This window comes from Bradyrhizobium sp. T-12 (assembly GCF_058314695.1).
In genome coordinates, this window is the sequence record NZ_CM177756.1 from 2,367,383 (window position 1) to 2,388,796 (window position 21,414).

Annotated in this window: 17 protein-coding genes; 9 read left to right on the forward strand and 8 right to left on the reverse strand. The window is 65.0% G+C overall.

The window, feature by feature from the left end; genetic code table 11:
* Nucleotides 1–29: 29 nt before the first annotated feature.
* Both AC0WRY_RS11220 and AC0WRY_RS11225 read right to left on the reverse strand, forming a co-directional pair.
* On the reverse strand, nucleotides 30–1,607 hold the full coding sequence (locus AC0WRY_RS11220; protein ID WP_194407038.1) for a fatty acid--CoA ligase: 1,578 nt from the start codon (nucleotides 1,605–1,607) through the stop codon (nucleotides 30–32).
* Between the two features lie 150 nt (nucleotides 1,608–1,757).
* Nucleotides 1,758–2,630: an SDR family oxidoreductase gene (locus AC0WRY_RS11225; RefSeq protein ID WP_194407039.1), complete on the reverse strand. Its 873-nt coding sequence runs from the start codon at nucleotides 2,628–2,630 to the stop codon at nucleotides 1,758–1,760.
* Between the two features lie 116 nt (nucleotides 2,631–2,746).
* Here AC0WRY_RS11225 and AC0WRY_RS11230 point away from each other — a divergent pair, with 116 nt between their 5' ends.
* The 5 genes from AC0WRY_RS11230 to AC0WRY_RS11250 all read left to right on the forward strand — a co-directional run bounded on the left by AC0WRY_RS11230 (nucleotide 2,747) and on the right by AC0WRY_RS11250 (nucleotide 7,426).
* Nucleotides 2,747–3,556 carry a crotonase/enoyl-CoA hydratase family protein gene (locus AC0WRY_RS11230; protein WP_194407040.1) on the forward strand — a complete coding sequence of 270 codons (810 nt, stop codon included), beginning with the start codon at nucleotides 2,747–2,749 and terminating at the stop codon, nucleotides 3,554–3,556.
* A 156-nt stretch (nucleotides 3,557–3,712) separates the two neighbouring features.
* The gene (locus AC0WRY_RS11235) at nucleotides 3,713–5,257 is read left to right on the forward strand and encodes an acyl-CoA synthetase (protein ID WP_194407041.1); all 1,545 of its coding nucleotides are present in this window, start codon (nucleotides 3,713–3,715) and stop codon (nucleotides 5,255–5,257) included.
* Between the two features lie 110 nt (nucleotides 5,258–5,367).
* Nucleotides 5,368–6,171 (forward strand): enoyl-CoA hydratase/isomerase family protein, encoded by an 804-nt coding sequence (locus AC0WRY_RS11240; protein WP_194407042.1) that lies wholly within the window; start codon nucleotides 5,368–5,370, stop codon nucleotides 6,169–6,171.
* Between the two features lie 139 nt (nucleotides 6,172–6,310).
* Entirely contained in the window at nucleotides 6,311–6,715 is a 405-nt protein-coding gene (locus tag AC0WRY_RS11245; RefSeq protein ID WP_194407043.1) for a YccF domain-containing protein, read from the forward strand.
* Nucleotides 6,716–6,970: 255 nt separating this feature from the next.
* A complete protein-coding gene (locus AC0WRY_RS11250; RefSeq protein ID WP_194407044.1) occupies nucleotides 6,971–7,426 on the forward strand; it encodes a hypothetical protein in 456 nt (151 codons plus the stop codon).
* 110 nt (nucleotides 7,427–7,536) lie between these two features.
* Here AC0WRY_RS11250 and AC0WRY_RS11255 read toward each other — a convergent pair whose 3' ends face one another.
* Both AC0WRY_RS11255 and AC0WRY_RS11260 read right to left on the reverse strand, forming a co-directional pair.
* The gene (locus AC0WRY_RS11255; RefSeq protein WP_194407045.1) at nucleotides 7,537–8,733 is read right to left on the reverse strand and encodes an MFS transporter; all 1,197 of its coding nucleotides are present in this window, start codon (nucleotides 8,731–8,733) and stop codon (nucleotides 7,537–7,539) included.
* 214 nt (nucleotides 8,734–8,947) lie between these two features.
* Nucleotides 8,948–9,865: an NADP-dependent oxidoreductase gene (locus tag AC0WRY_RS11260; protein WP_194407046.1), complete on the reverse strand. Its 918-nt coding sequence runs from the start codon at nucleotides 9,863–9,865 to the stop codon at nucleotides 8,948–8,950.
* A gap of 1,262 nt (nucleotides 9,866–11,127) precedes the next feature.
* Here AC0WRY_RS11260 and AC0WRY_RS11265 point away from each other — a divergent pair.
* Both AC0WRY_RS11265 and ppc read left to right on the forward strand, forming a co-directional pair.
* Nucleotides 11,128–12,069, forward strand: coding sequence for an IS110 family RNA-guided transposase (locus AC0WRY_RS11265; protein WP_194404488.1), 942 nt, complete (start codon nucleotides 11,128–11,130; stop codon nucleotides 12,067–12,069).
* A gap of 200 nt (nucleotides 12,070–12,269) precedes the next feature.
* Nucleotides 12,270–15,062, forward strand: coding sequence for a phosphoenolpyruvate carboxylase (gene ppc / locus AC0WRY_RS11270; protein WP_194407047.1), 2,793 nt, complete (start codon nucleotides 12,270–12,272; stop codon nucleotides 15,060–15,062).
* A 75-nt stretch (nucleotides 15,063–15,137) separates the two neighbouring features.
* Here the strand turns inward: ppc and AC0WRY_RS11275 are convergent, their stop codons facing one another.
* The 4 genes from AC0WRY_RS11275 to AC0WRY_RS11290 all read right to left on the reverse strand — a co-directional run bounded on the left by AC0WRY_RS11275 (nucleotide 15,138) and on the right by AC0WRY_RS11290 (nucleotide 19,033).
* Nucleotides 15,138–16,301 carry an SMP-30/gluconolactonase/LRE family protein gene (locus tag AC0WRY_RS11275; RefSeq protein WP_194407048.1) on the reverse strand — a complete coding sequence of 388 codons (1,164 nt, stop codon included), beginning with the start codon at nucleotides 16,299–16,301 and terminating at the stop codon, nucleotides 15,138–15,140.
* A gap of 115 nt (nucleotides 16,302–16,416) precedes the next feature.
* Entirely contained in the window at nucleotides 16,417–17,331 is a 915-nt protein-coding gene (locus AC0WRY_RS11280) for an SDR family NAD(P)-dependent oxidoreductase (RefSeq protein ID WP_194407049.1), read from the reverse strand.
* Nucleotides 17,332–17,476: 145 nt separating this feature from the next.
* Nucleotides 17,477–18,616 (reverse strand): thiolase C-terminal domain-containing protein, encoded by a 1,140-nt coding sequence (locus AC0WRY_RS11285; RefSeq protein WP_194407050.1) that lies wholly within the window; start codon nucleotides 18,614–18,616, stop codon nucleotides 17,477–17,479.
* A gap of 3 nt (nucleotides 18,617–18,619) precedes the next feature.
* The gene (locus tag AC0WRY_RS11290; protein ID WP_027568974.1) at nucleotides 18,620–19,033 is read right to left on the reverse strand and encodes a Zn-ribbon domain-containing OB-fold protein; all 414 of its coding nucleotides are present in this window, start codon (nucleotides 19,031–19,033) and stop codon (nucleotides 18,620–18,622) included.
* Between the two features lie 177 nt (nucleotides 19,034–19,210).
* On the opposite strand from AC0WRY_RS11290, the gene AC0WRY_RS11295 reads away from it, so the two are divergent.
* Together AC0WRY_RS11295 and AC0WRY_RS11300 are read left to right on the forward strand one after the other, a co-directional pair.
* Nucleotides 19,211–20,560: an amidase gene (locus tag AC0WRY_RS11295; protein WP_194407051.1), complete on the forward strand. Its 1,350-nt coding sequence runs from the start codon at nucleotides 19,211–19,213 to the stop codon at nucleotides 20,558–20,560.
* Nucleotides 20,553–21,239, forward strand: a complete 687-nt coding sequence (locus AC0WRY_RS11300) for a DUF2848 domain-containing protein (protein WP_194407052.1) — start codon at nucleotides 20,553–20,555, stop codon at nucleotides 21,237–21,239. The genes AC0WRY_RS11295 and AC0WRY_RS11300 overlap by 8 nt, the downstream gene beginning before the upstream one ends.
* The last annotated feature ends 175 nt before the right edge of the window (nucleotides 21,240–21,414 follow it).

Below are 21,414 nucleotides of genomic sequence, written 5' to 3' on the forward strand. Positions count from 1 at the left end.
GCGGCTAACCCACCCTACGGCATCTCGTCCTAATTCACCCTTCGATCCTTCCCCGCCCAGTGCGGTTCGCGCAGTTGCCGCCGCAAAATCTTTCCCGACGGGTTCCGCGGCAGCGCCGGCAGGAACTCCACGCTCTTCGGCGTCTTGAAGCCGGCGATGCGCGTCCGGGTGAAATTGATGATGTCGGTGGCGGTCGCCTCCTTGCCCGGCTTCATCACCACGACGGCCTTCACCGCTTCGCCCCATTTGTCGTCGGGCACGCCGATCACGGCGGCCTCCGCGACGTCAGGATGATCGCACAGCGCGCTCTCGACCTCGGCGGGATAGATGTTCTCGCCGCCGGAGATGATCATGTCCTTGATGCGGTCGTGGATATAGAGATAGCCGTCCTCGTCCATGTAGCCGGCATCGCCGGTGCGCAGCCAGCCGTCGCTGAGCAATGTCGAAGCGGTCGCCTCCGGCAGGTTCCAGTAGCCCGCCATGTTCGAGCCCGACCGCGTCGCGATCTCGCCGACTTCGCGCGGCGGCAGCGGCTTGCCGTCGGCGTCCAGGATCGCGATCTCGACGCCCGGCAGCGCCTTGCCGGCCGAACGCATCCGCTCCAGCCCCTCGACGTGATCTTCAGGCGGCAGCGCGACGATGGTGCCGGTGGTCTCCGTCATCCCGTACAGCTGCACGAAGCCGCATTTGAAGACCTCGATGCACTCCTTCAGCAGCGCCGCCGGGATCGGCGAGGCGCCATACAGCATGTATTTCAATCGTGAAAAGTCCACCGTCTTGGCGCGCGGCTGCCGCACCACGAATTGCATCGCCGCCGGCACCATGAACAGCTTTGTGATGCCGCTGTGCTCGAAGAAGTCCAGCACCTTGGTCGGATCGAACTCGCGCGCGATCACGCCGCGGGCGCCGTGATAGAGGCCCATCACGCCCCAGCCGGAGCCGCCGATGTGGAACACCGGCATCGCGACCAGCGAGACGTCGTCGTTCGACCACCGGTTCCACTCCGGCTTGTCCTCGGCATTGCCTGACTGCACCAGGTTGAGGAAGTTGGCGTGCGAGAGCATCGCGCCCTTCGGCTTGCCCGTGGTGCCCGAAGTGTAGAGCTGGATCGCGATGTCCTTGGTGTCGATCGCCACCTTCGGATCGTCGCCGCCCTGCGCATCGCGCCAGGCCGTAAAATCCTGCCATTCCGGCACACCGCCTTCCGTGGTGATGACAGTGCGCACGCCCGGGATCTGATCCCTGATCTGATGGACCTGCGTGATGAATTCCGGCCCGACGAACAGCACCGGCGCCTTGCAGTCTTCGACGATGAAGGCGACCTCGGGCCCGGCGAGGCGCCAGTTCACCGGCGCCATCACGACGCCGGCCTTCATCGCGCCCATCAGCAGCTCGAAATAGATGTCGCTGTTCTTGCCTAGATAGGCGATGCGGTCGCCATGTCTGACGCCCATCGCGATCAATGCGTTGGCGACCTTGTTGGTCCTGACGTCGAACTCGGCGAAGCTGGTGAGGCGGCCCTCGAACTCGTAGGCGATGGCATCGCCGCGGCTCCCGGCGCGCTCGCGCACGATGTCGGCGAGAGTTGCCAATTTCTGTGTGGACATGTTTCTCCCGTGGCGTCTTGTTTTTGTGCGGGGGAGTGTGAAGTCAATCGCGGAGGAAGACAAGACGGAGGGGGATGCCGCAGTTTCGTGTCCCGGACGCTGCGCACCACAGAGTGATGCGCTGCGCTGCGTCCGGGGCACGAGAGAGCACTATCCCCGCTTCGCCCGGTCCTTCTCGTTCTGCGCCATGATGCTCTCGCGCGCGGTCTTCCAGTCGTCGTCGCTCCAGTCGCGGAGCTGGTAGAAATTGCCGCCCATCGCGAGCGCCTGCGCGCCGTCCATCGCGATGGTCTCGCCGCTGATCCAGTCGCAGCCGCCGGAGATCAGGAACACCGCGACGTTCTGCAGCTCCTCCATGGTGCCGACGCGGCCCATCGGGTTCATCGCCTTGGTGCGCGCGCCGGCTTCGTCGCCGGGCTTGATGCGCTTGCTCATGCCCTCGGTCGGAATTTCGCCGGGTGCGATGGTGTTGAGGCGGATGCCATAGCGGCCCCATTCGGCGGCGAGCGACATCGTCATGGCGTGGATCGCCGACTTGCTCATCGCCGACGGCACCACGTAAGGCGAGCCGTTGCGCACCCAGGTCGTGGTGATCGAGACGACGTTGCCGGGTTGCTTGGCCGCGATCCAGCGCTTGCCGACCGCCTGGGTCACGTAGAACGTGCCGTGCATGACGATGTTGGCGACGGCGTCGAAGCCGCGCGGCGACAGCTCCTCGGTGCGCGAGATGAAATTGCCGGCAGCGTTGTTGATGAGGTCGGTGAGGCCGCCGTCGCGGAAGATGGTCTCCACCATCTCCTCGACCGCGAGCGCGTTGCGGATGTCGACGCCGTGGCTGGTGACGCGGCCGCCATGGAGATCCATCAGCTCGGTCGCGGTCTCGTCGCACACGATCTTGCGCCGGCCGCAGATGTGCACTTCGGCGCCGAGCTGGAGGAAGCGCGCCGCCATCGACTTGCCGAGGCCCGTGCCGCCGCCGGTCACGAGGATGCGCCGTCCAGCCAGAAGATTTTCCTTGAACATGGCTGTTTCTCCCGTACGGATTGTCAGTTAATTGGTCGATTGACTAAATCCGGCCGCCAGCGTCCTGTAAAGCGGCACTGAACAAGAACAGGCAAGAACTAGGGGAGAATTCATCCATGGAAGAGCGCGTCTCGATCTCGATCTCGGAAGGCGTCGCCGACGTGCGCCTGGTGCGTGCGGACAAGATGAATGCGCTGGATCAGGCCATGTTCGAGGCGCTTGTCGCCGCCACAGACCGGCTTTCAAGGGACAAGAGCGTGCGCGCCGTCGTGCTTTCAGGCGAGGGCCGCGCCTTCTGCGCCGGGCTCGACATGGGGCGTTTTGCCGCCATGAAGGAGAAGGGCGGCAACGGAATTCCGGGTGGCGAAAATCGTGATCTCACCAAGCGCACGCATGGCCAGGCCAACTTCCCGCAGCAGGCGGTGTGGGGCTGGCGCCAGCTTCCGGTGCCCGTCATCGCAGCGGTGCATGGCGTCGCCTTCGGCGGCGGCTTCCAGCTCTCGCTCGGCGCCGACATGCGCTTCCTCTCGGCGGATGCGCGGATGTCGATCATGGAGATCAAATGGGGTCTCGTGCCCGATATGGCGGGCACGCCGATCCTGGCAAGCCTCGTGCGCGACGATATCCTGCGCGATCTCACTTACACCGGCCGCATCTTCTCGGCGCAGGAAGCGATGACCTACGGCCTCGCCACCCGCATCTGCGACGACCCGCGCGCGGCGGCGCTGGAGGTCGCGCGCGAGATCGCCGGCAAGAGCCCGGATGCGATCCGCGCCGCCAAGCGGCTGCTCAACAATCTCTCGGTCGACCCGGGTCCGGCGCTGCTCGCGGAATCCGTCGAGCAGCAGAAGCTGATCGGCAGCCCGAATCAGACCGAGGCGGTGCGCTCCAATCTGGAGAAGCGTGCGGCGAAGTATGCGGATTAGCCCCTCCTGTCATTCCGGGATGCGCCGAAGACCCGGAATCCATCGAGCCGCACGCTCTGTCGCCAAATGGATTCCGGGTTCGATGCTCGCATCGTCCCTAAATGACGATCTGACTGGTACCCATTTCTCAACCCGACGAAAGATCGGAAAACAACAATGAGCGAAACCTCCGACTTCCTCGGCATCGTCTCCGGCGACCGCCGCCGCACCCACACCGAAGTCGCAGCCCGTGCCGACCGCATCGCCTCCGGCCTCGCCAGGATCGGCGTCAAGCCAGGCGACTGCGTCTGCATGCTGATGCGCAACGACATCGCGTTCCTGGAGGCGGCCTATGCCGCGATGCGCCTCGGGGCCTATGGCGTGCCGATCAACTGGCACTTCAAGCCGGAGGAGATCAACTACATCCTTGGCGACACCGGCACGTCCGTGCTGATCGGGCATGCCGACATGCTGCACGCCCTGCGCGATGCCATCCCTGAGGGCGTCACGGTGCTCAGCGTGCCGACGCCGCCGGAGATCCTGTCCAATTACAAGATCGATCCGGGTCATCTGACGACGCCCGACTTCGCGATCGATTTCGAATCCTGGCTTGCGCAGCATCAGCCCTATGCCGGGCCAGTCGTGCCGCAGCCCATGAACATGATCTACACGTCCGGCACCACAGGTCACCCCAAAGGGGTCCGGCGCAACGCCCCGACGCCGGAGCAGCAGGCCGCCGGCGAGCGCATGCGCGCGATGATCTACGGGCTGAAGCCCGGCGCCCGCGCGCTGCTGCCGGGCCCGCTCTATCATTCCGCGCCGAACTCGTTCGGCATCCGCGCCGGCAAGCTCGGCGGCGCCTTGGTGCTGATGCCGCGCTTCGAAGCGGAAGAATTTCTCGAAGCGATCGAACGGTACAAGATCGACACCATCTTCATGGTGCCCACCATGTTCATCCGCCTGATGAAGCTGCCCGAGCAGGTACGCAAGAAGTACGACGTCTCCTCGCTGCGCCACGTCATCCATGCCGCAGCGCCCTGTCCGGCCGACGTCAAGCGCGCCATGATCGAATGGTGGGGACCGGTGATCTACGAGTTCTACGGCTCGACCGAATCCAGCGCCGTCACCTTCGCGACCTCGGAGGACGCGCTGAAGAAGCCCGGCACGGTGGGCAAGATCTCGCCCGGCGCCGAGCTGCGCTTCCTCGGTGAGGACGGCCGTGTGCTCGGCACTGGCGAGATCGGCGAGATCTATTCCCGCATGACCGAGCTTGCCGATTTCACCTACCACAACAAGCCGGAGAAGCGCACCGAGATCGACCGCGACGGCTTTATCACCTCGGGCGATGTCGGCTATATCGACGAGGACGGCTACGTCTTCATCTGCGACCGCAAGCGCGACATGGTGATCTCGGGCGGCGTCAACATCTACCCGGCCGAGATCGAGTCCGTGCTGCATGCCGTTCCCGGCGTGCATGATTGCGCCGTGTTCGGCATCCCCGATGCCGAGTTCGGCGAGGCGCTGATGGCCGTGGTGGAGCCGCAAGCCGGCGTCACGCTCGAGGCCGCCGGCGTTCGTGCCGCGCTGAAGGCGCATCTGGCCGACTACAAGGTGCCCAAGCACATCGAGATCCGCAGCGGCCTGCCGCGCGAGGATTCCGGAAAAATCTTCAAGCGCCGCCTGCGCGATCCCTATTGGGAGCAGGCGGGCCGGAAGATCTGACAGTCCGTTGCCCGGATGAGCGACAGCGATAGCCGGGCCGATATGAGAGTCGAGCCCCGGATGTCGCTTCGTTGATCCGGGTTACAGAACCGATCAGGGAAGGGACCTCCATGAACGACGCGGCAGCTGCGACCCACGAAGTCCTCTACGAGACCGCCGATCACATCGCGACCATCACGCTGAACGCGCCGGAACGCATGAACACCATCTCCGGGCCGATGCTGAACGATCTGGCGCGGCTGCTCACCGAAGCCAACGAGGACAAGGACGTCCGCGTCGTGATCCTCACCGGCAAGGGCAGGGCGTTCTGCGCCGGGCTCGATCTGCGCAAAGAGCGCGACGGCAACGGCCTCAGCGCCGCGTCGTCGCCAACCACGATCAACCTCCGCAACACGCCGCCGACAGTCCTGCAGGCGATGGACAAGCCGACCATCTGCGCCGTCAACGGCGGCGCGGCCGGCTATGGCATGGACACCGCGCTCGGCTGCGACATCCGCATCATGGCGGAGTCCTCGAAACTAGCCGCTGCCTTCGTCAAGCGCGGCGTGGTGCCGGAATCCGGCGGCACCTGGCTGCTGCCGCGCATGCTCGGCTGGGCCAAGGCGTCCGAACTCATCTTCACCGGCCGCACCCTCAGTGCCCGCGAATGCCTCGAATGGGGCCTCGCCAACGAGGTCGTACCGGACGCGGAGCTGATGACCCGTGCCACCGCGATCGCCCGGGAGATCGCCGCCAACGCGCCGCTTGCGGTGCAGGCCTCCAAGCGGATGATGCGGATGGGCCTCAACGAGACCTTCCACGACCACGTCCATCACGTCTATCTCCAGCTGCTGCCGCTGTTCAAAACCCAGGACATGGCCGAGGGCATGAAGGCGTTCATGGAAAAGCGGGAGCCGAAATTTGAAGGGCGGTAGCCCGGGTGAGCGCAGCGATACCCGGGACGGTGAGAGTTAGGTCCCGGATTTCGCTTCGTTCATCCGGGCTACCTTGCCGTCTTAGCAGAGACAGATTTCGATCCTATATAGAGGGCGTCATCGTCTAACGGATCATCCCATGACCCCCGTTTCCATCCTCCTCAACATCCTCTGGATCCTCATCGGCGGCGCCTGGATGGCGTTCGGCTGGTTGATCGCCGCGGTCATCATGGCCATCACCATCGTCGGCCTGCCCTGGGCGCGGGCGGCATTCAACATCGCCGTCTACACGCTGCTGCCGTTCGGCTCGCGCGCGGTCAACCGCTACGACGTCACCGGTATCGAGGATATCGGCACCGGCCCGCTCGGGGTGATCGGCAACATCATCTGGTTCGTGCTCGCCGGCTGGTGGCTCGCGCTCGGCCATCTCCTGACGGCGCTGGTGCTCGCAATCACCATCATCGGCATCCCCTTCGCCTGGGCTCACCTCAAGCTTGCCGGCATCGCGCTCTGGCCGATCGGCAAGGTGATCGTGCCGGCGTGAGGGAATCTCAGGATGGGGTGGGCAAAGCGAACCCCATCGACCCGTCCGCCGGTGACGAAGCGCGATGGGCGTCGCAGGGGCGCGACCCATCCTGCCCCCGCTGTCAGGTGCATGATGAGTTCTGTTGCAGTCCCTGGTTGATTTTGTATTCTCGTTCTCGCCAAGCTCGGGAGTGGGGAGCCAAATGCGCAGGCCGGGATGTCGTCGCTGTTGTTTCCAAACCGGGGAAGCTGCCGTGCGCGACGGCATGATCTCATGACCCTTCTTCGCCAATCCCTTCCGCTCATTATCCTCACTTTGACGGCTGGATCAGCAAGCGCCGCGACGCCGGCGGAGATCGTCCGTAAATGGGGATTGATTGGCAGATGGGCCATCGACTGCGCCGTACCGGTTCAGCGTGGCGCGAATAACGGCGTGGCCTATGAGATTACGAGGGAAGGCCGTCTCATCTACCGGCAGGATCCCGCTGACAGGGATCGCGGGTACGAGGTGGTGGAGGTGACGAGAGGCGAGAACAACATGCTCATCCTCCGCACAGAGTTTCCCAACTTTCAAAAGACGCGTGAGAATGGAATTGTCCTGCAGGCGGATGGGACGCTGCGCTCGATCTTTAACCGGGACGACGCCGGCAATTACACCGCACGCGACGGCCGCTTCGTCGCTTCCGGACGAGAGACTGCGGGCCTGCATCGCTGCGCGGGAGGCAATTAGCCGGCAGGAGGGGCGGGGCGCCAGCGAAACCCATCGTTCCGTCTTCCGAGGACGAAGCATGATGGGTTTCGCTACGCTCTACCCATCCTACGCGCTACGCAGCTTGGCCCTCAAATCTCCTTCCACCAGCGCCAGGTTGTCGCCATCGCCAGCAGGCCGAGCGCGCCTGTTACGGCCGTGGCGTTGTGGGATCCGATGCGGTCGGCGAGCCAGCCCAGCCAGAAGAAGCCGAGCGGACCGATGCCGATGCAGACGGTGAGGACGCCGAGGATACGCGAGCGCATGTCCGGCGGGGATGCGAGGTAGACCAGCGTGGCCTGCATCGTTCCAAACCCGGCGCCACCGATCCCCGTCACGATCAATGCCGCACCCGCCAGCACCGGGCTTTGTGACAGTGCGAACGTCACGACGGTGAGCATGTAGCAGAGCACGCCGCCGACAAAGGCCCGGCCGTACCATCTCGGCGTGAGCCACAGCGCCAGCACGAGGGCGCCTGCGAAAGCGCCGATGCCGTCCATGGTCGCCAGCAGGCCGACGCCCTCGGGGCCCAGATGCAGGCGATCGCGTCCGATCACCGGGATCATGCTGGTGAACGGCCAGGCAAACACATTGTAGATCACAGTCACGATCAGCACGCCGCGGATACGCTTGTCGCTGCGCGCGAGGGCGAGACCCTCGGCGATGCGCGCCAGCACGGGCCCCGTCTGCACAGCGTGAGCATGGTGTGCGCGGACCGTCAGAACGGTCGCCAGCGCCGCGCCATACATCAGCGTGCTCAAGAGCAGGACGCCCTGGAGACCCGCGCCGGCGAGCAGGATTCCGCCAATCACCGGACCGACCATACGGCTGGCGTTGCTGGCGCCGACGTCGAGCGACATAGCAAGGCTCATCTTGTCGCGGCCGACGGCCTCGCCGATCATCACCCGGCGCACCGGATTGTCGGTGCACCAGCCGCAGCCATTGACGAAGCTGGCGAAGGCGAGATGCCAGATCGCGAGTTGCCCGATCGCGTTCAGCACTGCGAGCACTGCGGAGGTGCCGGCCATCAGAGCCACGACGACGAAGAGCATCCGGCCGCGGTCGAGGCGCTCGGCGAGCGCGCCGAGAAACACGCCGAACAACCCCATCGGAAGCAGACGGAGCATGGTCATCATCGCGACGAGAAACGCCGATTCGGTGCGCTGGTAGACGACAACCCCGACCGCGACGGTCTCCACCCAGCGGACGGTGGCGATGATCAGCCCAACCCACCACAATCGCCAGAAGTCCGGTGCGTCGATGATCCGCCGGAACGGCGATTTGCTCACTGCTTGTTTCCTCGCGGGCGCTGCTTGGCCCTTATCCCTCCCTATCGGAAGCTCGGCGGAAGAAACAAGCTCTTTTCAACAAGCAATTCTGGGAACCAGATGTTGGCGCAGCTCATAGGATGGCTAGAGCGCCAGCGAAGTCCAACGCCCTGTTCGTCGATGGCAAGGCATGATGGGTTTCGCAGGGGCTCAATCCATCCTGCGCGCTGTTCACTCAGGGGCGAATGCGGATGATCGTATTCCCTTTGCGCCGTCCGGTCGGGTTCAGGGCGGCGAGCGCGTCGTTGAAGTTCGAGACGTTGCCGATGTTCGTCCGCAATCGTCCGCCACGTACCCGCTGGACGATCTCACTCAATTGGGCACGATCGGCCTCGACGACAAAGTCGATCGCCAGGCCGTCGGAGGGCCGCGCCTCGGCCGGTCCGACGATGGTGACCAGGATTCCTCCGGCTCGAATCAGTCCTGCGGACCGCTTCTGGATGTCGCCGCCGATGACGTCGAACACCAGGTCGACCTTGCCGATGTCTTCCAGGGCGTCGTTGTCGAGGTCGACGAATTCCTTTGCGCCGAAGCCGAGCACCGTCTGACGGTCGGCGGCGCGTCCGGAGCCGATGACGTAGGCGCCGGCCTCCCGCGCGAGTTGCGTCACCATCGAACCGACTGCGCCGGCCGCGCCGTGTGCCAGGACGCTCTGCCCCGCCCGGAGACGGCCATGCTGGAACAGCCCTTGCCATGCGGTGAGGCCCGAGACCGGCAGGCTCGCGCCCACCGTGAAGTCGACGTCACCCGGGAGCGGCGCGAGGTTGCGCGCCTCGATCGCCACATATTCGGCGAGCGTGCCGTCGCGATACCAGTCCGCGAGGCCAAACACCCGCTGTCCCACCGACAGCCCCGTCGTGCCATATCCGAGTGCGGTGACTACGCCAGCCAGCTCGTGCCCGGGGATCGACGGGGTTCGGTCACGCTCGAGGCGATCGGTCCAGGTCGAGGGCCACGTCAGCTCGGTCGGAACAAATCCCGACGCATGAATTCGAACAACGACGTCGTTTATCGATGGCTGCGGCTCGGGCCGGTTGGCCAGCTTCATCCCGGCGGTTCCCGCGGCCTGCTCCGTTACAACGATCGCCTTCATGGGATTATCTCCTCGGTCATTGTTTCCTCATGCAACTGTTGCAGGCAGCGCGAGCGCGACGGCTATCTTCGCTGTCTGCATGGACCGGGGCTCCCACTGAGACTGATCGGGATGCTTCGGTCGTGGTACTGGCGGGTAGATGCTTCGCGCCTCGTCATGACACCAGTACCAAGATTGCAAAATCTGGCTGTACCAAGCGCATCGAGGCGGAGAGCAGGTTCAGCTCGGAGGATGAGTAGAGCGTCAGCGAAGCCCATGAATTCCGCCGCCTCTGACGAAACACGATGGATTTCGCAAGGGCTCGACCGATCCTGCGCCCCCATCATGTCGAGGCATCCTCCGACAACGCGGGGCGACGGGGCTGCGTCTCAAATATTCTGATTGACCGAATTAAAAATTTCGGCTAAACCGCATTCCATCCTGGCCTGCCAAGGGGGCGTTTCGCGATCGTCACGATACGTGAGCCGGGATGCGATGGACGCGGCAGCGCCGGCGCGTAAGGTGATGGCAGGGCGGGCAACCCTCGTGAGCCATCACGATCCCCGATACGACACGGCGCGGTCACAGCGTTTCTTTTCGGCGTCGGGGGCGAGCACGCGCGAGCTTCCGGCTGTCCGGGGAGGGACGACCGCGGACGGCAAAAGCGTGTGGTCCTGACGCCCGGGGTTCTGGCGTCAAGGCTTGCGGTGATGTGGCGGCCCGACCGGGCGCGTGCATCGATCAGCCGCAAGGCGACGGGGGCAATAGTGCATCGCTCCCGGGGGAGAGCGCGCCATAAGCCGTAACACCATTGCGCAGGGAAGGCCGGGCGTCCGGCATCACCTGTGGTCAACCCCGCGTGCGTTCTTGTCGCGTGCGGACCTTCGGGTGCCAGCCGGCGCCCGGCCTTCCCTGTGCCCTTTGTTCTCGACGAGGGCGAAACGGACAGCCAAGCTCGGGCGAAACGGCCGCGGGATCGCGAAGGCGTGTTTACAGAGATAAACCAGGCAGCTCTCGTGCCAGTCGAAGCTCTCGTGCCCCGGACGCAGCGCAGCGCTCCTTCAGCGGTGCGCTGCAGAGCCGGGGCCCATCTCTCCACGTGGACCGTGTGGCTCCTGGGTCCCTGTGTATCGAAATCCTGTCATGGTGGAGTGGGCGGGAAGCCGTTGGGTCCTTGGCGCTTGACGCCGTGAGCCGGCTCGGTCTCCCGCCCGTTCCATTTATCAACCTGAACAGTTGCACGAGGCTGCGCCAACAGACCTCGCATCACAGGGACAGGCACCATGATCATACGCCCTCGTTACGTCGGAATCGACGTCTCCAAACGATATCTCGATATCTTCGATGAGAGCCTGGGCGTGCCGGAGCGCATCGCCAACGCGCCGCAGGCCATCACACAGATCGCGGCGCGTTGGCGATGCGATGTGCTGGTCGTCTTTGAAGCCACGGGCGTCTATGACCTTGAGCTTCGTGAGGCGCTCAGCCAGGCCGGCATCCGCTTTGCCCGGATCAACCCGGCCCGGGCCCGGGACTTTGCGCGCGCCAGCGGCCAGCTCGCCAAGACCGACCCGATCGATGCCCGGATGCTGGCGAGCTTTGCCCGGGCCATGCAGCCTGCCGCTGAGCAGGCTGCCAATCCTGCCCGCAATGCCCTGGCGGGGCTTGCAAAACGGCGGGATCAACTGGTTCTCATGCGTGCCCAGGAGAAGAACAGGCGCAGCGAGGCCGAGGACCGCGCCATGGCCGATCGCATCGGTCGGCTCATTGAAGTCCTCGACAATGAGATCGCCGCAATCGAGGCCGATATTAGCGCACTGATCAAGACTGAGCCGGAGGTCTCCGATGATGCGCAGTTGATGCGGTCACTTCCCGGCGTGGGCCCCGTAACCTGCATGCAGCTGATCGCGCAGATGCCGGAACTCGGAAAAGTGGGACCGAAGCAGGTGGCCGCGCTCGCCGGCCTGGCTCCCTTCAACGTCGACAGCGGCGCTTACCGCGGCAAGCGGAAGATCGTCGGGGGCCGAAAGCGCGTCCGCGATGCCCTCTACATGGCCGCTCTCAATGCGGTCCGCCGGGCCGATCCATTCAAGGCCTTCTACGCTCGACTGCGACAGGCCGGTAAACCTGCCAAGCTCGCTCTCATTGCCGTTGCCAGGAAGCTGTTGACGGTCCTCAACGCCATCATCCGCGATCGAAAGCCGTACCTGTACACTAGGCCAACATAACAGTTGCCGGCCAGCTCTGCGCAGCAACGCCGCCAGCGCGTTTACGCGCGTCTTCGACGCACGAACGGCGTTGCTGCTTGTCCGGGACACGGATGCCACCGTGTGCACCGCTCCCAAGTTCATCTTGCGCTGCGGTAGAAAAATATCGCACACTCGTTCGCGCCGGGGAGCCACAGGGAGCTCTGCAAGAGGAGCGAGCCATGTCCCTCCAGACCATTTCATCCGACGCCACTGAGCATCGCGCCAACCGGCCCGAGGACGCCCAGGCCACGGAAGCGGAGGCGCGGCTGCGCGACGACATCCGCCTGCTCGGGCGCATCCTCGGCGACACCGTGCGCGACCAGGAGGGCGCCGACGTGTTCGACCTGGTCGAGCGCATCCGGCAGACCTCGATCCGGTTCCACCGCGACGAGGACCGGCTCGCCCGCCGCGAGCTCGAGCAGATCCTCGACAGCATGTCGACCTCCGAGACGGTGCGGATCGTCCGCGCCTTCAGCTATTTCTCCCACCTCGCCAACATCGCCGAGGACCAGAACAACATCCGCCAGATGCGGGCTCGCGGCGCAGGCAAGAACTCAGGTGTGCTGGCGGAAACGCTGGCCCACGCCAAGGCGGCGGGCATCGACCCCGACGCGCTGCGCAGCTTCTTCAAGTCCGCGCTGGTCAGCCCGGTCTTGACCGCGCACCCAACCGAAGTGCGCCGCAAGAGCACCATGGATCGCGAGATGGAGGTCGCAGGCCTGCTCGACCGCCGCGAGCGCGTCGCGCTGACCGCGGAGGAGGCGGATGCCAGCGACGAGCAGCTCCGCCGCGAGGTGCTGACGCTGTGGCAGACCAATCTGCTTCGCCGCACCAAGCTCACCGTGCTCGATGAGGTCGCCAACGGCCTGTCGTTCTACGACTACACCTTCCTGCGCGAGGTCCCGCGCCTCGTCAACGCGCTGGAAGACCGGCTGGAGGAGGGCGGCGAGCAGGCGGCCGGCGAGCTCGCCTCGTTCCTGCGCATGGGGAGCTGGATCGGCGGCGACCGCGACGGCAATCCCTTCGTCACCGCCGACGTGATGCGCGGCACGCTGCGGCTGCAGTCGAGCCGCGTGATGCAGTTCTATCTGAACGAGCTGCACGTGCTCGGCTCGGAATTGTCGATCGCGGCGCACCTCGCCGATGTCTCCGAGGAGCTGCGTAACCTCGCCGAGCGCTCGCCAGACACCTCGCCGCACCGGAGCGGCGAGCCTTATCGGCTGGCGGTCTCCGGCATCTATGCGCGCCTGACCGCGACGGCCGAAAAGCTCGAGGTCGAGATCACGCGCCGGCCCGTCGGCAAGGGGGCGCCTTATACCAGCGTGAAGGAGCTGCAGGCCGATCTCGACGTGCTGCACCGTTCGCTGATCTCCAACAACGCCCGCGTCATCGCGCGCGGCCGGCTGCGGCTGCTCCGGCGCGCGGTGGACTGCTTCGGCTTCCATCTGGCGCGGCTCGACATCCGCCAGAACTCCGCGGTGCACGAGCGCACCATCGCCGAGCTGATGGATGCCGCCAACCCCGGCATGTCCTATCTCGCGCTCGGCGAAGACGCCCGCATCTCGCTGCTGACCAACGAGCTGCGCTCGACGCGCGCGCTGGTGTCGCCCTTCGTCAAATACAGCGACGAGACCATGGGCGAGCTCAACGTCTTCCATGCCGCCGCGGAGGCGCACGCCAAGTTCGGCTCGGACGCCATTCCCCAATGCATCATCTCGATGTGCAAGGGCATGTCCGACATGCTCGAGGTCGCGGTGCTCTTGAAGGAGGTCGGCCTCGTCCATCCTTCCGGCCGCAGCGCCATCAACATCGTGCCGCTGTTCGAGACCATCGAGGATCTGCAGGCCTCCTCCGGCATCATGGATCGCATGCTGTCGCTGCACGACTACCGGCGCCTCGTTGACAGCCGCGGCAGCGTGCAGGAGGTCATGCTCGGCTATTCCGACAGCAACAAGGACGGCGGTTTCGTCACCTCGGGCTGGGAGCTCTACAAGGCCGAGATCAATCTCGTCGAGGTGTTCGAGCGGCATCACGTGCGCTTGCGCCTGTTCCACGGCCGCGGCGGCTCTGTGGGGCGCGGCGGCGGACCGAGCTATGACGCCATCATCGCGCAGCCCGGCGGCGCGGTGAACGGCCAGATCCGCATCACCGAGCAGGGCGAGATCATCTCGTCGAAATATTCCAACGCCGAGGTCGGCCGCAACAATCTGGAGATCCTGGCGGCCGCGACGCTCGAGGCGAGTCTCTTGCATCCGCGCCAGAGCGCGCCGCGCCGCGAATATCTGACCGCGATGGACGAATTGTCGAACCTCGCCTTCAAAGCCTATCGCGGCCTCGTCTACGAGACCGAGGGCTTCGTCGATTATTTCTGGTCATCGACCGTGATCAACGAGATCGCGACGCTGAACATCGGCAGCCGCCCGGCCTCGCGCAAGAAGACCCGCGCCATCGAGGACCTGCGCGCCATCCCCTGGGTGTTCTCCTGGGCGCAATGCCGCCTGATGCTGCCGGGCTGGTACGGCTTTGGCAGCGCGGTCGAGCAGTGGATCGCGGAGCATCCCGACAAGGGCATGCCGTTCCTCAAGGAGCTCTACAGGGAATGGCCGTTCTTCCGCATGCTGCTGTCGAACATGGACATGGTGCTCGCGAAAAGCTCGATCGCGATCGCCTCGCGTTATGCCGAGCTCGTGCCGGATGAAGCCTTGCGTGAAAAAATCTTCGGCCGCATCCGCCGCGAATGGCACGCCTCGATCGAGAGCCTGCTCGACATCATGGGCCAGGACCGGTTGCTGCAGGGTAATCCGTTGCTGGAGCGCTCCGTGCGCCACCGCTTCCCCTATCTCGATCCGCTCAACCACGTGCAGGTCGAGCTCCTGAGAGAGCACCGCGCGCAGAACCCGGACGAGCAGGTGCTGCGCGGGATTCAGCTGACGATCAACGGGATCTCGGCGGGGTTGCGGAATACGGGATAGGGGAGAGTAGCGAATGGCGAGTAGCGAAAAGGAGACATATTCCCTAACGACTCGCCACTCGCCACTCGCGCTACCTCACGGCTTCATCGCGCCCTGCACGCTGGTGTAGACCGCATAGAGCGAGGTCGAGCCGCAAATATAGAGCCTGTTGCGCTGCTGGCCGCCGAAGCAGAGGTTGGCCACGGTCTCCGGAATGTGGATCTTGCCGAGCAATTCGCCCGATGCCGTATAGCAGCGCACGCCGTCCTCGTTCGGATCGCCCCAGCCGACCGAGCACCAGACCCGCCCTTCGGTGTCACAGCGGACGCCGTCGGTGATGCCAGGTTTCGGCATCTCGGCGAAGACCTTGCCGTTCGAGACCTTGCCCGCGGCGACGTCCAGGTCGAACACGCGGATATGCGATGGATTGTCCGGCCCGTCCGTGAAGCCGGTGTCGCAGATGTAGAGCTTCTTCTCGTCCGGCGAGATGGCGAGCCCGTTCGGCTCGACGAAGTCGTCGACCACGACCTTGACCTCGCCGGATTTGGGGTCGACCCGGTAGACATTCTTCTTCTCCTGCTCGGGCTCGGCCTTGATCCCCTCGTAGAACCCGCCGATCCCGTAGGCGGGATCGGTGAACCAGATCGCGCCGTCGGCGGTGACGACTGCATCGTTCGGCGAGTTCAGCCGCTTGCCGTTGAACTTGTCGGCGATCACGGTGATCGAGCCGTCGAGCTCGGTCCGCGTCACGCGCCGGCCACTGTGCTCGCAGGTGATGAGGCGTCCTTCGCGATCGATGGTGTTGCCGTTCGAGTTCATCGAGGGCTGACGATAGACGCTGAGGTGACCGTCATCCTCCGAGAAGCGCATGATGCGGTTGTTCGGGATGTCGCTGAACAGCACATAACGGCCTGCCGCGAAATAGACCGGCCCCTCGGCCCAGCGGAAGCCGGTCGCGACGCGCTCGACCGCCATGGTGCCTGCGAAGGCGGGAAAACCGGAGGGGCCGAATGTCGGCGGCCCTTTCTTGGCGGATTCCAGGTGGGCATCCGGGTAGCGGCTGCCGGGCAACGGTCCGAGCGGCAATGGCGCCGTCGACATCGTCGGCGCGCCGGTCTGGCCCAGGGGCGCCACGGAAGCAGCGCCGGCCGCGCCGATGGTCATGCCCGTTGCCGCGACTGCGGCGGCGCCCTTGAGCAGGGTGCGGCGGGCGAGAACGGGTTCGCCGGAATCGGTGATGATAGGCTGGGGTATCGTCATGGTCGCCTCCCGATTTTTTTGTTGGGAGGAGACCATCCGCCCGCATTCGGGCGTAAAGCGGGCGATCTCCGGCCGAACAACCGGAGATCGCAATGCAGCAATAGAAGGGATCCGGCTAGACGGGATCCCAGGTGAAGATGTCGGCGGAGCGGTCGAGCTTGTAGAACGAGCCCTTCAGCGCCGGCATGCCGTGTTCCGCGATCGACTGCGGCGTCCAGCCCTCGCTCCGCTGCACCGAGCGAATGGGGCGGTTCTGGCTGAACAGGAAGATCTCGTTCATGCGCACGCCGAAAATCTGTCCCGTGACGTCCTTGGCGGAGTCGCCGAGCAGATAGCCGCACAGCGGGGCGATCTTTTCGGGTCCCATCTGCTTGATCTTTTCGACCCGCGCCTTCTCCGCTTCAGTCTCCGTCGGGATCGTGCCGATCATGCGCGTCCAGGCGAACGGCGAGACGCAGTTGGAGCGGACGTTGAAGCGGCCCATGTCGAGCGCGATGGATTTGGAGAGGCCGACGATGCCGAGCTTGGCTGCAGCGTAGTTGGCTTGTCCGAAATTGCCGATCAGGCCCGAGGTCGAGGTGAAGTGCACGAACGAGCCGCTCTCCTGCTCGCGGAAGATCCGCGCCGCGGCGTGAGAGACGTAGAACGAGCCCATCAAATGCACCTTGATGACGGCCTCGAACGCCTCCACGCTCATCTTGTGGAAGATCATGTCGCGCAAAATGCCGGCATTGTTGACGACGCCGTCGAGCCGGCCGAAATGATCGGTCGCCGTCTTCACGATCTTGCTGGCGGGAATGGCTTCCGCGACGCTCTCGAAATTGGCGACCGCCGTGCCGCCGCGCTTCTTGATCTCCTCGACCACTTCCTCGGCCGGTGCCGCGTTCGAGCCCGCGCCGTCGGAGGCGCCACCGGGATCGTTGACGACGACCTTGGCGCCTTCGCCCGCGCACAAGAGCGCAATCTCGCGCCCGATGCCGCGGCCTGCGCCGGTGACGATGATGACCTTGTCCTGCAGTGATTTGCTCATGTGGGTTCTCCGCTATGTGTTCGAAATTCCGCTGTCATTCCGGGGCGCGCCTCTTGGCGCGAGCCCGGAATCCATTTTTCCGCCTCGCTCGCTGCACGATGGATTCCGGGCTCGTCGCTTTGCGCCGCCCCGGAATGACAGCCAGCTACCTCTCGTTCGTAAACACGATCGTGCCACTCGCCGCGAACATTCCGCCGACGCCATGACACACCGAAATTGTCGCGTTCGGCACCTGCGCCGGCGCGATGCCGCGCATCTGTCGCACGCTCTCCTGCAGCGCGTACATGCCGTACATGCCCGAATGCATATAGCTCAATCCGCCGCCATTGGTGTTGAGCGGCAGTTTCCCGCCGGGCCGCGTATTGCCGTCCGCGATGAATTTTCCGGTCTCCTCATGGGGCATGAATCCGAGATCGCCGAGGCCGAACAGCGGCAGATGCGCAAACGCGTCGTAGATCATGAGATGATCGACGTCCTTGTGCGCGATCCCGGCTTCCTTGAACGCGAGGGGACCTGCGGTCTTGAACGCCCGCGAAGAATTGAACGTTTCCATCTGGCTGACCATCGGCGTCTCGACGCTCTCGCCGGTGCCCATGATGTAGACCGGCTTGCGCGGAAAGTCCTTGGCGCGGTCGGCCGAGGTCAGGATCAGCGCGCCGCCGCCATCGGTGACGAGGCAGCACTGCAGCAGGCGGAACGGATAGGCGATCATGCGCGAGTTGAGAACGTCGGCGACGGTGATCGGGTCCTTCATCATCGCGCGCGGATTCTTCGCCGCCCATTCGCGCTGCACCACCGCGACCGAAGCCAGCTGCTCGTGGGTAATGCCGTAGGTCTTCATGAAGCGCAGCACGGGGATCGGGAACATGCTGGGCGGGCCGTAGACGCCGTAGGGCGCCTCGAACTGGCCTTGCAGGCTATCGGCGGGGATCGAGCGCGGCGCCTTGCCGATCATCGACTTGCCGCTCTCGGCATGAGTGATCAGCACGGTCTTGCACAGGCCGGCCTCGATTGCTGCCGCGGCGTGACGAACGTGCAGCATGAACGAGCAGCCGCCGACCGAGGTGCCGTCCACCCAGGTCGGCTTGATGCCGAGATAATGGCAGACCTGCTGCGGCGTCTCGACCGCGGTGGCGAAGCCGTCGATGTCGGACAACTTCAGCCCGGCATCCGCGATGGCATTCAGCGCCGCATCCGCGTGAAGCTGGAGCTGCGACATATTCGGGATAACACCGAGCTCAGTGGTCTCGGCCGCGCCGACGACGGCAACCTGGTTCTTGCGCATGGCTTACCCCTTCGCCGGACGGAAGACGGGAAGGGTGATCTTGTCGTCGAGCGCCTCGAAGGCGACCTCGAGCTTCATGTCGAGCTCGAGCGCCTCCGGCGTCTGCGGGCAGTCGATGATGTTGCTCATCATCCGCGGCCCCTCGGCAAGCTCCACCACGGCGATCGCGTAGGGCGGCGTGAAGCCGGGCGCGGCGGGCCGGTGGTTGATCACGTAGCTGTAGAGGAAGCCCTTGCCGCTTGCCTTGAAGATGCTGACCTTGCGCGAGGCGCAGGACGGGCAGAACGGGCGCGGCGGGAAGTAGACATGCGCGCAGGCGTCGCAGCGCTGCAGGCGCAATTCGCCGGCTTTGGTGCCGTCCCAGAAATGCTGGGTCTCCGGCGTCGGTTTCGGTCGCGCGCGCTGCGGTTCGGCCATCTCGGCGGCTCCTCCAAGAGACAGGCTTGGCGCCCGCCTGTTTCGATCTTGATGCGACAATCGGCTATCGTGCGTCAACGGTCCAGCAATACGCATGCATGCCATCATGCGCACAATGCTTGTGTCGAACTCAGCCAGCGCTATAGATTGCGCGCGACAATATTCCGTGAGACAGACATGCCCGATTTTCCGACACTGGCAAAAATCGCCGAAGACCTCGAAAGCGGCCGCACCACCTCCCGACAGCTGGTCGAGGCGTGCATCGCCAGGATCGCCGATCCCTCGGGCGAGGGCCGGCGCACCTTCCTCCATGTCGACAAGGACGCTGCGCTTGCCGCGGCGGATGCGATGGACGGCTTGCGCAAGGTGAAGGCGGCGCCGTCGCGCTATGCCGGCATTCCGGTCTCGATCAAGGATCTCTTCGACATCAAGGGCCAGGTGACGCGCGCCGGCTCCCGCGCGCTCGACGATTCGCCGCCGGCCGAGCAGGATGCTGCGACGGTGGCGCGGCTGCGCAAAGCCGGCTTCGTCGTGATCGGCCGCACCAACATGACCGAGTTCGCTTATTCCGGTATCGGCATCAATCCGCATTACGGCACGCCGAAAGGCGCCTGGAACCGGGCTGCCGGCCATGTGCCGGGCGGCTCGTCCTCGGGCGCGGCGGTGTCCGTGCTCGACGGCATGGCACATGGCGCCCTCGGCACCGACACCGGCGGCTCCTGCCGGATTCCCGCGGCCTATAACGGCATCGTCGGCTACAAGCCGACGCAGCGGCGCGTGCCGCTCGACGGCTCGGTGCCGCTGTCGTTCTCGCTCGACAGCATCGGGCCCTTGGCACGATCGGTCAGCTGCTGTGCCATTCTCGATGCCGTGCTCGCGAACGAGCCGATCACTGCGCTCAAGCCGCGCCCGGTGAAGGGCATGCGGCTCGCGGTGCCGACCACCATCGCGCTCGACGACCTCGACGCAGAGGTCTCCGAGACCTTCGAGCGCGCGCTGAAGACGCTGGCCGACCACGGCGCCATCATCGAGCGCATCGAGATGGCCGAATTCCACGACATCGGACCGATGAACGCCAAGGGCGGCTTTGCCGCGTCCGAGAGCTATGCCTGGCATCGCTATCTCCTCACGTCGAAGGGCGACGTCTACGATCCCCGCGTCTCCGTTCGCATCATGCGCGGCGAGGCGCAGAGCGCGGCCGACTACATTGATCTGCTCAACGAGCGCCGCTCGCTGATCGCCCGCGTCAATGCACGCATCGCGCCCTATGACGCGCTGGTGCTGCCGACCACGGCCAACACGCCGCCGAAGATTTCGGATTTGGCCGACGACAAGGCGTTCACCACGCAGAATTTGCGCGCGCTGCGCAACTGCACCCTGATCAACATGATCGACGGCTGCGCCATTTCGCTCCCTGCGCATCGCCAGGGCGACGTTCCCGTCGGCCTGATGCTGGCTGGTAGCGGTGGTTCGGACCGCCGCATCTTCGAACTTGCTGCCGGCATGGAGGCCGTCATTCGTGTTTGACCTCACTTTCACCGTCGACGCCCAGGATACCACCACGCCGCTGACGCTGGCGATCGACCAGATGGTCATCGCCGGCTGGACCGGCCGCGATCCCGTCGCGCGCGACAAGCACATCAAAGAGCTGCAGGAGATGGGCATCGCCCCACCGGCCTCGACGCCGATCTACTACCGCGCCTCGGCGCGGCGGCTGACCCAGGAAGACAGCATCGAATGCACGGGCGGCGATTCCTCCGGCGAGGTCGAGTTCGTGCTGATCGGCTGGCAGGGCCGCATCTTCGTCGGCTGCGGCTCGGATCATACCGACCGCAAGGTCGAGGCTTACAACGTCACGGTCTCCAAGCAGATGTGCGACAAGCCGGTCGCTTCCACGCTGTGGGAGCTCGAGGACGTCATCGGCCACTGGGACAAGATGATCCTGCGCTCCTACGCCACCATCAAGGGCGAACGCGTGCTCTACCAGGAGGGCACACTGGACGCGATGTTGCCGGTCAATGACCTGATCGCGCGCGGCTTCGATGGCGGCAAGTTCCCCGACGGCTGCGCCATGTTCGGCGGTACCTTCGCCGCCAAAGGCGGCATTCGCCCGGCGGAGCGGTTCGATTTCGAGCTCGAGGACCCCGTGCTGAAACGTACAATCAGGCACGGCTACGACGTCGTGACGCTGCCGGTGCGGGGCTAGGTTCCCTACGGGAATCGGGTGGTCGTAGCCGTTGCGTTCTGCCAAACATTCTTCGTCATTCCGGGGCGCGCCTCTTGGCGCGAACCCGGAATCCATCGTGGAGCAAATCGGTGGAGGAATGGATTCCGGGCTCGCGACTGCGTCGCGCCCCGGAATGACGGAGAGACAGGATCAT

What these genes read in the sequence shown, in the direction of transcription:
- AC0WRY_RS11235 (WP_194407041.1), top strand. Translation starts at nt 3,713, where the DNA reads ATGAGCGAAACCTCCGACTTCCTCGGCATCGTCTCCGGCGACCGCCGC.
- AC0WRY_RS11280 (WP_194407049.1), bottom strand. Translation starts at nt 17,331, where the DNA reads ATGAGCAAATCACTGCAGGACAAGGTCATCATCGTCACCGGCGCAGGC.
- AC0WRY_RS11220 (WP_194407038.1), bottom strand. Translation starts at nt 1,607, where the DNA reads ATGTCCACACAGAAATTGGCAACTCTCGCCGACATCGTGCGCGAGCGC.
- AC0WRY_RS11230 (WP_194407040.1), top strand. Translation starts at nt 2,747, where the DNA reads ATGGAAGAGCGCGTCTCGATCTCGATCTCGGAAGGCGTCGCCGACGTG.
- AC0WRY_RS11225 (WP_194407039.1), bottom strand. Translation starts at nt 2,630, where the DNA reads ATGTTCAAGGAAAATCTTCTGGCTGGACGGCGCATCCTCGTGACCGGC.
- AC0WRY_RS11285 (WP_194407050.1), bottom strand. Translation starts at nt 18,616, where the DNA reads ATGCGCAAGAACCAGGTTGCCGTCGTCGGCGCGGCCGAGACCACTGAG.
- AC0WRY_RS11290 (WP_027568974.1), bottom strand. Translation starts at nt 19,033, where the DNA reads ATGGCCGAACCGCAGCGCGCGCGACCGAAACCGACGCCGGAGACCCAG.
- AC0WRY_RS11275 (WP_194407048.1), bottom strand. Translation starts at nt 16,301, where the DNA reads ATGACGATACCCCAGCCTATCATCACCGATTCCGGCGAACCCGTTCTC.
- ppc (WP_194407047.1), top strand. Translation starts at nt 12,270, where the DNA reads ATGTCCCTCCAGACCATTTCATCCGACGCCACTGAGCATCGCGCCAAC.
- AC0WRY_RS11250 (WP_194407044.1), top strand. Translation starts at nt 6,971, where the DNA reads ATGACCCTTCTTCGCCAATCCCTTCCGCTCATTATCCTCACTTTGACG.
- AC0WRY_RS11245 (WP_194407043.1), top strand. Translation starts at nt 6,311, where the DNA reads ATGACCCCCGTTTCCATCCTCCTCAACATCCTCTGGATCCTCATCGGC.
- AC0WRY_RS11240 (WP_194407042.1), top strand. Translation starts at nt 5,368, where the DNA reads ATGAACGACGCGGCAGCTGCGACCCACGAAGTCCTCTACGAGACCGCC.
- AC0WRY_RS11260 (WP_194407046.1), bottom strand. Translation starts at nt 9,865, where the DNA reads ATGAAGGCGATCGTTGTAACGGAGCAGGCCGCGGGAACCGCCGGGATG.
- AC0WRY_RS11295 (WP_194407051.1), top strand. Translation starts at nt 19,211, where the DNA reads ATGCCCGATTTTCCGACACTGGCAAAAATCGCCGAAGACCTCGAAAGC.
- AC0WRY_RS11265 (WP_194404488.1), top strand. Translation starts at nt 11,128, where the DNA reads ATGATCATACGCCCTCGTTACGTCGGAATCGACGTCTCCAAACGATAT.